Below are 13,704 nucleotides of genomic sequence, written 5' to 3' on the forward strand. Positions count from 1 at the left end.
CTCGGCGAGCCACCGATGCTGCAGCCGCGGACCCATGACTAACTATCAGGTCAATCACCCCCAGGCGCGCTGGTCCCCGTGACCAGGTCGAGCCTGAGGCAGCCTACTTCCAGCTGCCGTGCTCAACATCGCCCGCCCGCACAACCTCATCCGCACCGGATAGACGGACAGCTCGCTGCCGGACGAACCACAGCCGCACCAGCTAAAGATCATTTACGGGACAACCCTTTGGCATGGAGCGGCCCCGCTGGCACCCGCGTACGGCCGGGGCCTGGAACCCGCCCGCCCCAGGAACTCACGGGGTGCAGGGACGGGCGGGGCCTATCAACGGGTCCGGGGGACCTTACGGTGACACTGGCAACCGCACCGGAGCGTCAGGATCGGCACCTCCCACGCGGGCGCGCCCTCGCGGCGTATGGCCTTCGGCCCAGGACACAGGCGGTGCATATCGTGCGCGCACTCCGGGGCCTTCTCCACCGCCGTCACGGCTGGTCCGCCAGCGGGACGAGATCGTTCGCCAGACGGCAGCGCTCGCACGCAAACAGCTTCCCAGCGGTGCCGACCTGTACGAGGCGGGCGGTATCGCTCAGGCCCCGATGCCAGCTGCACCACGCGATCAGGCGCGGCTCCTCGGCCTGGCTCACACCGGATCCTCGCGGTGCCTGGGGTGGCGGCGCATCTCGACCTCGAACATCGTCGCGCGGCGAACATCCCCATCCTTCTCCGCTGCTGCGCGCTGCTTGTCGAGTGCCTTGCACACCCCACAGCTGGGCGCCGGCCGGGGCGGGCGCGTCGGGTCGGGCAGTGAGATAGGCGGCTCCGGGATCGTCTGCTGTCTCATCCGCCGACCTCCACCAGTCGCCCCAAGCCGACCTCCACCAGTCGCCCCAAGCCGACCTCCACCAGTCGCCCCAATACGGGGCCTACCGTCGCGTTCCGTGTACGTGCCGTCATCACAGTTGGATGATGGGCCGGCACGGAGAGACGCAAATAGGTCGCGCCGTGGCCATCCGTGGCCACGTGGCGGCCATGGCCGGGGGACGGCGCGATGACACCTCAGACTGGACGGGTGGGCCGCAACGACGCACTGAGGGCCGCACGGCTACGGACGGGCTGGCGCTCCATCGAGCAAGCCGCCGTCCGGCTGACCGAGCACGGGCAACGGCTCCTCGACGACCCCCACTTCACGGTGTCCCCGCGCACGTGGCGACGCTGGGAAAGCGACCGCCCCGGCTGGCCTCCAGAGGAGACCGCCATCGTCATCCACGACGCGCTCGGCCGCTGGCCAGAAGACCTCGGGTTCACCACCCCACCAGGATGGATCCGCCCCGAGCACCACGAAGAGGAGCACGTGAAGCGCCGAGCCTTCGCGTCCGTCACCGCCGCCGCTCTCGTCGCCGGGCCTGTCGCACCGCAGCCCGTCGACCCCGCCCTGATCGACTACTTCCAGCAGCAGTTGGAGGGCCACTACCGGGCAGACATGTTCCTCGGCCCGCACGACCTGATCGGCACCGTCTCCGCCCAGTACCAGCTCATCGACAAGCTCGTACGCTCCGCCAAGGGTGAGACCCGCCGCGTCCTACTCCGGGTCGGCGCCGCGTACGCCGCGCTCGTCGGCTGGCTGTACCAGGACGCCGGCGACATGGACGGCGCCGCGTTCTGGCGCGGTGTCACCCAGGAGATCGCGATGCGGTCGAGAGACCCACACCTGATCGGCTACAGCCTGGTCAACCAGGCCCAGGTACGCACCGACCTCGGCGACGGGCACGCCGTCATCGACCTGTGCGAGGCTGCGCTGGAAGACTCCCGCCGCCTGGTGCCGAAGGTCCGCATCATGGCCATGCAGCAGCAGGCGCACGGGGCCAGCCTCACCGACGACCGGGATGCCGTAGACCGGCTGATCGACGAAGCGGACGGGCTCCTCGCCCGGGTCGACGACGACCTTCCGTGGGGCAACGCCTGTCGACGCACACCCGGATACCTCGAAGTGCAGCGCGCCACTTGCTACGGGCGTCTCGGCCTCGGCGCGGAGGCCGTATCCCTGTGGGGCCAAGTCCTCGACGTCGTACCCGAGACCGCGCGCCGTGACCGCGGCGTGTACCTCGCCCGACATGCGACCGCAGCGGCGGGTGCGGACGAGCCGGACCAGGCTTTGGAGATCGCCCGTACGGTGGCGGACATCGCCGTCGAGACCCGGTCGGCGCGTATGCGGCGCGAGTTGGTCACCCTTCAGCGGGCGATGCGGCCGTGGCAGGATGCCCCGGTCGGCCGGGACCTTGCCGAGGTTCTGGCGCCTGTGACCGAGGGGGAGCTGACGTGGCAGAGGCACCTGTGCCGCTGACCGAGGACGAGATCACGGCGGCCCTGGCCACTGTGCCGGGCTGGCGGCGGGAGGGTGGCGAGATCACCCGCTCGTACGCGATTCGCTACCACGGCGGGGTGGCAATGATCGTGCACGTCGCGGACGTACAGCGGCTGATCAGCCACCATGCAGACATCGATCTGCGGTGGGGAAAGGTGCGGTTCGGGATCACAACGCACGACGCCGGGCACAAGCTGACCGAGGCGGACTTCGACCTCGCCCGGCGTATCGACGCGATCGCGCAGGCGCACATGGCCGAGCCGCTCGACGGCTGAGGAGTACGCGACAGATGCGTGCCCTCGACCATGTTCGCGGCCCTTCGAAAATGGTCCTCATCTGGTGAGTACCCCTGTGTAGGCCGCTGCCCCATGCAGGTCGAGGGCGGGAACGGTTGCCGTGTGAGCAACCGTCGTCCCACGCACGCGGGTGAGAGGGACAACCTGTCCTCAGCAAGCGGCGCCGAGAAAGGGTACGCACTCCTGGCGGCGTCCGGTGGGTTCCGTCCGTCAGCCGGACGGAACCAACCGTTGCATCTGCCCCACGGTCGAAGTCGCAGGGCGCCGCCCCGCCCGCCCACATCACCCCGCAGGGTCACAACACGGCATATCTGCCCCACAACGGTGCTCATCCCAGGATGATGCGACTCCACGACACACGTCCTGGGGGGACCATGAGCAACACCATGCCGCCGCCTGCGCCTGCTGCACCACCGGCACCTCAGCCGCCGAAGCGCAACCACACGAACACGATCATCATCAGCACGGCGGCCGTGCTGATCGCCGGGATCGTCACCGCCGGCATCGTCGTCTCGAACTCCCGTGACGCCGACGACCCCACACCGACTGTCGTCAAGGCAGCCAGCACACCGTCAGCCAGCAGCACGAAGACGAGCCTGTCACCCTCGCCCAGCCAGGAGACTTTCAAGTTCGGCGACACCGCAGACATCGGCGTCGGCGACCGCAAGTTCTCGGCGGTCGTGCTCGCCTTCAAAGACAGCGGCATCGCCGGGATTCCGGAACTTTTGCCCGAGGACCAGGAGTGGGCGACGGCCGAGGTGAAGGTGTGCAACAAGGGCACCGCCGCGTTCCCGGTGAGCCCGTTCACGTGGTCACTCGCATACGAGGACGGGGCGCGGGTGGAGGCGACGCACATGAGCGGGGGTGAGTTCCCGCAGCCGCTGTATCCGATGGACACGAAGGTGAAGGGCGGCGACTGCGTGCGGGGGCACGTCCTGTTCGAGGTGCCGAAGGGTGGGCGTGCTGAGCGGGTGGTGTACTCGCCGGCGGATCTGGACGAACCGGTGGAGTGGCAGGTCGGCAAGTAGCCGAGCGGCCTTGAGAGCTCAACGTGGTGGCGCCCGGCCCCGCACAGGACCAGGGGCCACCATGCAGCCACGTAATACCCGGCCATACGGCCGAACAGCTCGTGGCCGGCCGCCGACTGGCTCACCGAATCGTGGTGACGGTCCGGCTGCTGAGGTCCGGGTTCGAGTACCAGACCGTCAAGAACGCGGCCCACTCCTGCGCCTCGCATCCATGGTCGACGTCGCGGTGTCGCAGTTCGAGAGCCACCCCGGCACTTCGAGGTGGGCGAGGATGCCCGCCACCGTGGAGGCCCACCGGGAGTAGTCGCCCATGTGGGTGTTCACAGTCTTGCCGCCAGCGGCCAGCCACCCGCGCACCACGGTCACGAGAGCGGCGACGACGGTGGATGCGTTCTGCTCCAGCCACTGTCGGAGGTCTCCGACTGTGAAGTCGTCGCGCTGGTCATGGTTCGGGCAGTTCGGGTCCCGTCGCACCCACAGCGTGCGACGGGCGTTGTCTCCGCCGGTGCTGAGGTTGTTGCCGGTGAGCACCCACAACCGGTCGTTCGGGATGGTGACGGAGCTGGTGCTGCCGAGCAGGCGGTCGCTCCAGGTCGCCGACGTCGCCAGGGACGAGAGCATCGGCGACTTGATGACGTGCCCGTTGGGCAGGTTGTCCATGGCGATGACGGGGTCGCCGCAGTCCCACAGCTTGGCGGTCACGGCCTTGCGGAGTTCCGCGTCGTTCTCGGGCCACTGGGTTACGGCCAGCCCGTAGATGTAGCCGACTGCATCCATGAGCAGGGTCTTTCCAGACCCCTGAGAGGTGCCGGTGATGACCAGGAGCGGCGTCGGGCCGGGCACGTAGTGGCGGATGATCGGAGAGAGCAGCGCCCCCAAGTACTGCGCCCGGTCGGAGTTCGCTACGAAGGGGAAGTCCGCGAGCATCTGCCCCAGCACGACCTTCTTCGCGCGCTCGACGGGCTCTTCGGTCACCTCAGCTTGGAGGCGGCGCAGCGGCACGCACGGGTGCATGTGCAAGCCGGTCACGCGGTCGTATCCGAAACCTTGGACGATCGTGCCGTCCGGGCGTACGACGGGTGCCGTGACTATCCCCCGCAGGGGCAGGAGCGGCCAGTCACGGCGTCCGAGGATCGTGCCAGGTCTTCGGCATCACCAGCTCGAGGACTTCCTTCATGCCCCGCGTGAGCGTGGTCGGGAACCACGGAGTAGGTGAGGACGTACTCGGCGAGGTAGGCGCGCAGGTTGTCCGTACCGAGCTGTTTGACGAGCGGGTTGCCCTGGTCGTCCTGTCCTCGTACACCCAGCAGGGGCCGCTGGATCGCTTGTACAGGCCCGGGAGTTGCTCCGCGGCCATGGTGGCGATGATGCCCTCAATAGCTTCTGTCCGCCCGGTGCCGAGCCGGCCCGGGCGGACCACAGCCGCGACTAGGGGTTTCCGGCGCCCTGCGGGCCGAACGCCGTCATGAAGCGGTCGCGGAACTTGTCCATCCGCCACACCGGGGTGTCGTCGGCGGGCTTGAGGCCGTCGGTCCAGCCCCAGTCGGCGATCTTCTCCAGCACCTCGGGGTCCTGGGCGACGATCGAGACCGGCACGTCGTGGCTGGGGTTGTCGCCGGTGACCGTCTTGTTGGGCTGGTGGTCGCCGAGGAAGATCAGGACGGTGTCCTTGGAGCCGTACTTCGCGACGTAGTCGACGAGGCTGGTGACCGAGTACTGGATGGACTTGCGGTACTCGTCACGGACGTTTGAGGGGTCCTTCCAGACCTCCTTGGGGTCCTTGCCCTCCGCCTTCTGGAGCGAGTGGTAGACCGAGCCGTCGCCGATCCGCTCCTCGGGGATCGTGCTCGGGATGGGCGCCCACGGGTTGTGGCTGGAGGTCAGGATGATCTCCGCCATCATCGGCTCACGGTCCTTCTTGCCGTGCTCCAGCTCCTCGAACGCCTTCAGCGTGTACTGGTCGGGCATGGTCGACCAGCTGAACTTCGGTCCCTGGTAACCGAGTTGGTCGGAGTCGTAGATGTGGTCCAGGCCGAAGTACTTGCCCTCCGGCCAGGTCTTCTGCGTGCCCGGCACGATGCCGACCGTGCGCCAGGCGCCGGTGCGGCGGAACGCCTCGGTGAGGGTGAGACGGTCGCTCGCGACGAGGTTGGCGTAACGCGACTGGTTCTTGATCCACAGGCCGGACAGGAACGTGGAGTGGCCGAGCCAGCTGCCCGCGCCCGTGATGGGGGAGCGCAGCCAGCCGCTCTGCGACGCGTACCCGGCCTGCTCCAGCTCCTTCGTCTTCTGCGCGAGCGTCTCACCGAGCGGCTCGCCCATCTGCGGGTCGTCGATCGCGGAGCGGCCGTAGCTCTCGATGAAGGTGATCAGTACGTCCTTGCCGCGCAACCCCGTCAGCAACTGGTCCGGCGGTACGTCGGCGAAGGCGTCGACCGCCGCCTGCTTCTCGAACGCCTCCCCGTCCTTCAGCCCGTCGCTCACCGCCTCGATCCGGTTCTCCACGAGGGTCGCCGCGCTGTGCGAGGCCACCGGTATGTCGGCGACCTCCAGCGTCAGCGTCGAGCAGGTGATCCACGCCGTCCCGAGGACCAGCAGCGTACGGCTCGCCGTGTGCCGGTTGCGCACCATGAGTCGGCTGATCCGCACGACCGCCAGCGTCATCAGTACCGGCAGCGCGAGCACCAGCGCGATCACCCCGACCGTCGCGGCCTGCGCGGCCGCGCCGCCCAGCGAGTCCTTCATGAACGACTGCGCGTCGTCCAGCAGGATCCAGTCCAACACCAGGTCGAACGGGCGGTCCAGGGTCCAGTACGACCCCATGTCCAGCACCTTGACGATCACCAGCAGCCCGAGCACCGCCCCGACGACCACCACCGCCACGCGCCGCGCCCTCGGCGGCAGCACGAGCAGTAGCGCCGCCACGAGAATTCCCTCCGCCGGGATCCTCAGGAAGCGGCCGACCTCGATGTTGGTCATGTCGTTCGGTACGAGCAGCGCGAACATGACGAGAGCGATGGCCAGTCCGGTCACGGTCCAGGTGACGGCGCGCGCGGCGCGGGGGTGCCTGGTGCGCCAGCCGGAGGGAGGTGCGACGGGGGAGGGGGTCGGCTGGGATTCGGGCTCAGGACGGGGACCGGGCTCGGGATCGGGTTCGGGGGCCGGCTGGGATTCGGCCTCGGGCTCGGGTTCGGAGGTCGGCTTGGCCTCAGGCTCGGGCTTCCCGGCCTCGGGCTCCTCGGGCTTGAGCTCCTCGGGCTCGGCCTCGGCCTCGGGTTCCTCGGCCTCCGCCGTGGTCTCCGTAACCGCTTCCCGCTCCGGAGGGGCTGCGTCCTCCAGGGCCGTGTCGTCGTCCGGTGCCGGTGTCGGTCCCGGAAGCTGCGGAGAGCGTATGTGCGACAACCCGAAGGTCCTTCCCTGTGGAGCATGTGGAGCTCAGTGCTGGTGGAGCGGAGTGGGCCGGGGACGGCGGCACCGCCATCACACCCGTACGCCCATCACTATGCGTACGGTCCGACGACGCCCACCGTTCACCCGAACTCAGGTGCTCCGCAACCATTTCATCCGAACCCCGACACGATCCCACTCCCCGTTCAGGCCGAGCGCGGCACCCCCGTACTCGCCCGCTCCACCAGCCTCGTCGACAACTCGGTGCGCGTACCCTCCGGTTGGTCGCCCTCCATCATCCGCACCAGCAGCCGTAGCGCGGTCGAGGCCATCTCGGAGAGCGGCTGGCGGACGGTGGTCAGACCAGGATTCGCCCAGCGGGCCTCGGGAAGGTCGTCGAAGCCGACCACGCTGATGTCGTCCGGCACCCGCAGCCCCCGCTCGGCCAGCGCCTCGTACGCGCCGAGGGCCATCTTGTCCGAACAGACGAAGACGGCGGTCGGCGGTTCGGGGAGGTCGAGCAACTGGAGCATGCGGTGGTGGGAGGTGGTCTCCATGAAGTTGCCGTAGCGGACGTACTCCGGCCGGTACGGAATCCCCGCGGCCGTCAACGCCGAGCGGTAGCCCGCCACCCGGGCGCTGCTGCACATCTTGTGCCGGTATCCGGCGATCACGGCGATCCGCTCGTGCCCCAGGGCCAGCAGATGCTCGGTGGCGGTGGTGCCGCCCTGCCAGTTGGCCGCGCCCACCGACACCACACCGGGCGGCGGTTCGAGGACCGGGTCGATCAGGACGAACGGGATGCGGTTCTGGGTGAGCCAGGAGTACTGGGCGGGGGACAGCTCGGCCAGGTTGAACAGCACACCGGCCGAGCCCCGGGTGGTCAGCTTGTCGAACCAGCCGCGTTCCGGGCGGGCGCCCCGGGTACGGGTCAGCCCGGCCGAGACCACGACCTCCAGGCCGGCGTCGTGGGCCGCCTGTTCCACGCCGTGCAGAACCGCGCCCGACCAGGAACTCTCCAGCGAGTGCACCACCAGATCGACCATGCCCTGCGGCTTCGACGCCTCGAACCGGGGTCTGCGGACGTAACCGAGCCGGTCCAGCGCTTCGCTGACCCGGCGCCTGGTCTCCGGGGCCACGTCCTCCCGGCCGTTGACCACCTTCGAGGCCGTCGGTACGGAGACCCCGGCCTCGCGCGCCACCACCGCCAGCGTCGGCCCGGCCGTCGCGCTCCCGCCACGCACCATCGCGACTCCACCTCTCAGGGCCCGTCCCGTGGGCCGGTGAAATTTTCGAACAGCCTTGCTCGCGCGGCGGAATCACCCACCGCGTAGCAAGCGCTTCCTACGGTAAGCCCAACTCAACACGGCGTGAAGAAGCAGGGAATCAGAGGACCGCACCAGCCAAAACTTTCGAAACTTCGAACAAGGGGGTGGAGGCTGCGAGGAGTCCCGGGTTCGCCCCGGGCGCCTGACCCGGAGTCCCCTTACTCACCTCACCTCTCCTCACCTCTCCTCACCTCTCCTCACCTCTCCTCTCCTCACTCCTCCTCGTGCACCAGCCGGAACCCGCCGAAGTCCGCCGTGAACTCCGCGGCGACGAGGTCTTGGGCGTGGATGCCGGCGAAGGCGCCGGTGAAGCGGAGTCGGGAGCCGTAGTCGTCGGAGAGACGGCTGAAGTCCAGGACCGGTCCCACGGGTACACGCACGCCGTCACGGAGGAACCAGAACCGGGCGTCGGCGCCGTCGACGCTCGCCCCCAGCGTGACCGGACGTCCCGCCTCGACCTCGACGACGGCCACCTGCCGGGCCCCGTCCTCGTCGCGTTCGAGGAGGCTGAGGACGGTACGGCCCTCGCCCCGCCACTGCTGGCCGCGCTGCGGTTCGCCCTCGGGTTCGGCCCAGGTCAGGTCGAGGGTGAGGTAGGAGGCGGTGTTGTACCAGAGCACCAGCCCGGCGGCCTCGGCGAACGTGCGCGGCCGGGCCTCGACGGTGACCTCCACCTCCGCCCGGTGCTCGGTGAGCCGCTGTGCCAACAGGCTCTGGTCCCAGAGGGATTCGGGCCCCTGCCGCCCACGCAGCCGGATCCAGCCGGGGCGGACAGCGGTGTCGGCCCAGGAGGCGTCCGGCTCCGCGCGGAGGGTGCTCCACGGCCAGGACGGCGCGTCGTCGCGCACGACGGGCGCGGTCGAGGGCTTCCCGGCGGGCGCGGCGTCGACCGAGGCGGTCACGGCGGAGGCCGTGTTCACGGTCGGCACCCGCACCTCCACCGCCGGGTGCCAGCCACCTTGCCGCAGCCGGGGCCACCCCTCGGCGTCCCAGGTCACCGCCTGGACGGCGGTCTCCCGACCCAGCGGGCAGCGCATGCCGTGCTCGGTGTGCAGCGGGCGGGCGGTGAGATGGCTCAGGTACCACTCGCCGTCCGGTGTCTCGACCAGCTCGGCGTGCCCGGCCTTCTGCAGCGGCACCTTCGGGTCGTCCCGCGTCGTCAGCAGGGGCACGTCGTCGAGTTCGTACGGGCCGGTCATCGCACGGCTTCGCGCCACCCGCACCCCGTGCTCGAAACCGGTCCCGCCCTCGGCGAGCACCAGGTAGTACCAGCCGTCACGCACCAGCAGCTTGGGGCCCTCGATCAACTTGTCGTGCTGGAGCAGCAGATGGGTCTCGCCGAGTGGGCGCAGTGTGGAGCGGTCCAACTCCGTCAGGACGATTCCGGCGAACCGCTTGCCGCCGGGGCGGTGGTCGCTCTGCATGTTCAGCAGCCACAGCCGGCCCTCGTGATGGAAGAGGGCCGGGTCGAAGCCATGGCTCGCGACCCGGCGTGGAGCGGTCCAAGCCCCGTCCACGCTCGTGGCCGTGCTGACGTACGTGTCCAGGTCGAAGTGGCGGGTCCCGACCGACCGTACGATCGCGTAGATCACCCAAAAGCGTTCGCCGTCCCAGCTCAGCGACGGTGCCCAGATGCCGCCCGAGTCGGGGACGCCGGCGAGGGAGCCGCCCGGGACCGCGCCGCGCACATGGCCCGCGAACTCCCAGTGCGCGAGGTCCCGGGACCGGTGGACCGGGATCGTCGGGTACCACTCGAACGAACTGGTCGCCACGTAGTACCACTCGCCGACCCGGACCAGCGAGGGGTCGGGGGCGAAGCCCCGGATGACGGGATTGCGGGCCGCGGTCACGAACGAGCTCCCAGAACTACCGGAGTCCCCGGGGTGACGACTGCCCGAGCAGGCATCGGAGGTGTCACTTCAGCGCTCCCATCGTGACGCCTGTCCGCCAGTAGCGGCGCATCGCGACCATCATGATCGCCATCGGGACGATGGACAGCAGTGCGCCCGTCAGGACGAGGCTGGTCACATCGATGCCCGACTCGACCCGCTTGCCGGACCAGTTGTACAGACCCAGGTTGAGTGTCCAGTTCTCCTGGCCGCGCAGCACGGTGAGGGGGAGGAAGAACGCGTTCCAGGTGTTGACGAAGGCGAGAAGGAACACCGTGGCGCCGCCCGTGGTCATCATCCGCAGCACGATGCTGAAGAAGATCCGCAGTTCACCGGCGCCGTCGATACGGGCCGCCTCCAGCAGTTCGAAGGGGATCGCGGCCTCGGTGTAGACCTTGGCCAGATACACGCTGAACGGGTTGATCAGGCAGGGGATCAACATCGCCCAGGGGGTGTCGACCAGGCCGATCTTCGAGAACATCAGGTACAGCGGGAGCGTGAGCAGGGCGATCGGGATCAGGAACGAGCCGACCACCGCCGCGAAGACCACGCCACGGCCCGGGAAGTCGAAGCGGGCGAGGCCGTAGCCCGTGGCGAGGGCGATGAGCGTGCCGCCGAGGGAGCCGACACCGGCGTACAGGAACGAGTTGGCCGTCCAGCGCAGGAAGATGCCGCCCTCGTACGTGAACACCTGCTGCAGGTTCTCCCACAGGTGGAAGTCGGAGAACCACAGCCCGTTGCTCTGGTACAGCCCGACCTGGTCCTTGGTCGCGGCGATCACCAGCCAGTACACCGGGAACAGGCTGTAGGCGCTGGCCAGGGCCAGACCGAGGAGGACGAAACGCTGGCCGCCGCGGGAGCGGGCGGCCGGGTCCGGGCGGGTACGCCGGCGGACGGTGCCCCCGCCGGACGGCCCGGCAGCGGTCTTCGAGCCGTTCTCCGTGCCGTTTTCCGTGCCGTTTTCCTTCATGTTTTCCGTGAGCGCCATCAGTCCGCCTCCCTCGAGGTCAGCCGGTAGAAGAGGAAGGACGCGAGGCCGAGGATCAGGGCGAGCAGCACCGACAGGGCCGCGGCGTAGTGGTAGTTGGCGGCGTTGAACGCCTGGTTGTAGATGATCATGATCGGGGTGAAGCTGTCGCTGACCGTCTCGGGGGAGATGTTCCTGAACAGCGCGGGCTCGTTGAAGATCTGCAGCATCTGGATGACCGACAGCAGCGCGGTCAGGACGAGCGCGCCCCGCACGAACGGGACCTTGATGCTCAGCGCGATCCGCAGCTCCGAGGCGCCGTCCAGCCGCGCGGCCTCGAACAGCTCACGGGGCACGCCCTGGAGCGCCGAGTAGATGATCACCATGTTGTAGCCGATGCCGTGCCAGGTCAGCAGGTTGCCGATGGCCGGCCACACCATCGAGGGGGCGAAGAAGTTCCAGTCCAACCCGAACAGCTCGCCGAGCGGCGTCAGGGGGCCCACCACGGGGCTGTACAGGTTGATCCACACGATGGCCGCGACCACCCCGGGGATCATGTACGGGACCAGCAGCATGATCCGGAACCGGCCGGCCGCCTTCGCGGTGACCGCGTCCAGGAAGAGCGCCAGGATCAGGCTGATGATCAGCATGAACGGGATCTGGACGCAGGCGAACAGCACCACCCTGAGGATGGAGGTCATGAACGCCGAGTCCGTCAGGCCCTGCTGGTAGTTCTCCAGCCCGACGAATTCCGTGGTCGCGCCGCCGAGACCCAGCCCGGACTGCTTCTGCAGGAACAGCGACTGGTGAACGGCGTAGCCGATCGGAAGAAGGTAGAGGAAGACGAAGCCGAGCTGGAAGGGCACCGTGAACGCGGCACCCTTCCAGCGCAGTGAGCGAATCATCGAGTGTGCCTCAGCCCTTGACGCTGATGCCGCGCTGCTGGAGGTCGCGGACCGTCCACTCCTGCATGTGGGCGAGCAGATCGGTCACCTTCTGCTCCTTGCTGACGACCTTGGCCCACTCGTCCTGCATCTCCGTGAACATCGCGGTCCAGTTCGGGCCGTAGATCCAGTCGTTGGTGACGGTGCCCAGGCTGTCCGTCACGATCTTCTGGGCCGGCTCGTAGTTGTCGCCGAGCAGCTTCTCGGAGATCGCTTCGGCGACGTACGACTCGCTGTCGGCCAGCGCCGGCATCACGCCGCTGCCGGTCTCGGGGCTCGCCATGGTCTTGACGGCACCGGTGTCGGTGGACATCCACAGCGCCACCTCGGCGGCCTGCTTCTTGTTCTTGCACTGCTCGGACACCAGTGTCAGGTTGCCGCTCTGGTTGGTCCCGGCCGGCGTCTTGGCTGCCTCGCCCTTGTACGTCGGCCAGGGGGCCAGCGCCCAGTCGCCGAAGGACTTGGTGAAGTTCTGCACCATGCCGGACATCTGCCAGGTGGAGATCTGCCGGGTCGCGGTGCCGCCGGTGTCGTAGTTGCGCTGCACGGCCGCGTAGTCGGCGAAGGAGAGCTTGGAGTTCAGGTTGTTGTCGATGATCTCCTGGATCACCTCGGCGGCCTTGAGGGTGCCCTCGTCCTGGAAGTTCACCACCCAGGAGTCGCCGTCGACGCTGTACCAGTGCGCCCCGCCCTGCATGGCGAGCACCTCCAGGGTGCTCGGGTCCTCACCGGCGTAGTTGGTGATCTTGATGTCGTGCTTCTTCAGCACCTTGCCCGCCGCGATGAAGTCGTCCCAGGTCGCCGGCGGCTCCAGGTCGTACTTCTCGAAGATGTCGGTCCGGTAGATGGTGAAGGCCGGCGCGGAGGCGGTGGGGATGCCGTAGACCTTGCCCTGGACCTGGCCGTTGGCCCACGAGCCGGGGTTGAACTTGTCCTTGTCGGCCTCGACGTACTCGGTGATGTCGGCGAGGGCGCCCTGCGAGACCCAGCTCGTCACGTACTCGCCGGTGTTCTGCAGCAGGCAGGGGGCGTTGCCGGCCTTGACGGCGTTGGTCAGCTGCTTCTGCATGGTCAGCTGGTCGGTGACCTTGGTGTACTTGAGCTTGACGTCCTTGTGGCTGGCGTTGAACGCCTTGACGACGGCCTCCTGGCCGTTGGCCCAGCCCCAGAAGTCGAGGGTGACCGGACCGGAGGAGTCGGAAGAGGAGTCGTCGCCGGAGTCCGAGCTGCCGCAGGCGGTGAGCAGACCTGTGAGCGCCATACCCGCGACTGCAATGCGGGCGAACCTTCTCCGGGGGCTGTTGGAGTTCATCGTACGGTCATCCTTCGAGGCGTAGACGATCGCGGAAGCGAGGGCAGCGAGGGGCGGCTCGGTGGGGCGACGGCGAGCGAGGCGGACCGTCAGCTCGCGTCTCTGAACCCCTGCGTAAGGCGTAGTAAACGGTTGCTGTGAAACGTAGGTCGCCAGATCGGCTCACGCAAGAGTGCGAAGAGAAATTGTTA

12 protein-coding genes are annotated in these 13,704 nt (G+C 68.5%); 3 read left to right on the top strand and 9 right to left on the bottom strand.

The features are described from left to right. Window positions 1–482: 482 nt before the first annotated feature. Window positions 483–644, bottom strand: a complete 162-nt coding sequence (locus JIX55_RS38600) for a hypothetical protein (protein WP_257567863.1) — start codon at window positions 642–644, stop codon at window positions 483–485. Continuing rightward, on the bottom strand, window positions 641–841 hold the full coding sequence (locus JIX55_RS38605) for a hypothetical protein (protein WP_257567864.1): 201 nt from the start codon (window positions 839–841) through the stop codon (window positions 641–643). Before JIX55_RS38605 ends, JIX55_RS38600 begins: the two co-directional genes overlap by 4 nt. Before the next feature lie 207 nt (window positions 842–1,048). Between JIX55_RS38605 and JIX55_RS38610 the strand changes: the two genes are divergently transcribed. The 3 genes from JIX55_RS38610 to JIX55_RS38620 all read left to right on the top strand — a co-directional run bounded on the left by JIX55_RS38610 (window position 1,049) and on the right by JIX55_RS38620 (window position 3,686). Continuing rightward, on the top strand, window positions 1,049–2,341 hold the full coding sequence (locus JIX55_RS38610) for a Twin-arginine translocation pathway signal (protein WP_257567865.1): 1,293 nt from the start codon (window positions 1,049–1,051) through the stop codon (window positions 2,339–2,341). Beyond that, window positions 2,317–2,637: a 4a-hydroxytetrahydrobiopterin dehydratase gene (locus JIX55_RS38615; RefSeq protein WP_257567866.1), complete on the top strand. Its 321-nt coding sequence runs from the start codon at window positions 2,317–2,319 to the stop codon at window positions 2,635–2,637. Before JIX55_RS38610 ends, JIX55_RS38615 begins: the two co-directional genes overlap by 25 nt. A gap of 395 nt (window positions 2,638–3,032) precedes the next feature. Continuing rightward, window positions 3,033–3,686: a DUF4352 domain-containing protein gene (locus JIX55_RS38620; RefSeq protein ID WP_257567867.1), complete on the top strand. Its 654-nt coding sequence runs from the start codon at window positions 3,033–3,035 to the stop codon at window positions 3,684–3,686. Between the two features lie 177 nt (window positions 3,687–3,863). On the opposite strand, the gene JIX55_RS38625 is transcribed toward JIX55_RS38620, so the two are convergent. The 7 genes from JIX55_RS38625 to JIX55_RS38655 all read right to left on the bottom strand — a co-directional run bounded on the left by JIX55_RS38625 (window position 3,864) and on the right by JIX55_RS38655 (window position 13,513). Then, entirely contained in the window at window positions 3,864–4,715 is an 852-nt protein-coding gene (locus JIX55_RS38625; protein ID WP_257567868.1) for a hypothetical protein, read from the bottom strand. Between the two features lie 399 nt (window positions 4,716–5,114). Then, the gene (locus tag JIX55_RS38630; protein ID WP_257567869.1) at window positions 5,115–7,088 is read right to left on the bottom strand and encodes a sulfatase; all 1,974 of its coding nucleotides are present in this window, start codon (window positions 7,086–7,088) and stop codon (window positions 5,115–5,117) included. A gap of 191 nt (window positions 7,089–7,279) precedes the next feature. After that, the gene (locus JIX55_RS38635; RefSeq protein ID WP_257567870.1) at window positions 7,280–8,320 is read right to left on the bottom strand and encodes a LacI family DNA-binding transcriptional regulator; all 1,041 of its coding nucleotides are present in this window, start codon (window positions 8,318–8,320) and stop codon (window positions 7,280–7,282) included. A 293-nt stretch (window positions 8,321–8,613) separates the two neighbouring features. Continuing rightward, the gene (locus tag JIX55_RS38640) at window positions 8,614–10,251 is read right to left on the bottom strand and encodes a glycoside hydrolase family 43 protein (protein ID WP_257567871.1); all 1,638 of its coding nucleotides are present in this window, start codon (window positions 10,249–10,251) and stop codon (window positions 8,614–8,616) included. A gap of 64 nt (window positions 10,252–10,315) precedes the next feature. Continuing rightward, the gene (locus tag JIX55_RS38645; protein ID WP_257567872.1) at window positions 10,316–11,278 is read right to left on the bottom strand and encodes a carbohydrate ABC transporter permease; all 963 of its coding nucleotides are present in this window, start codon (window positions 11,276–11,278) and stop codon (window positions 10,316–10,318) included. Continuing rightward, complete coding sequence (locus JIX55_RS38650) at window positions 11,278–12,162, bottom strand: carbohydrate ABC transporter permease (protein ID WP_257567873.1); 885 nt, start codon at window positions 12,160–12,162, stop codon at window positions 11,278–11,280. The genes JIX55_RS38645 and JIX55_RS38650 overlap by 1 nt, the downstream gene beginning before the upstream one ends. Before the next feature lie 10 nt (window positions 12,163–12,172). Then, window positions 12,173–13,513: an ABC transporter substrate-binding protein gene (locus JIX55_RS38655; protein ID WP_257567874.1), complete on the bottom strand. Its 1,341-nt coding sequence runs from the start codon at window positions 13,511–13,513 to the stop codon at window positions 12,173–12,175. Window positions 13,514–13,704: the final 191 nt, after the last annotated feature.

Source organism: Streptomyces sp. DSM 40750, from assembly GCF_024612035.1.
Taxonomy (GTDB): Bacteria; Actinomycetota; Actinomycetes; order Streptomycetales; family Streptomycetaceae; genus Streptomyces.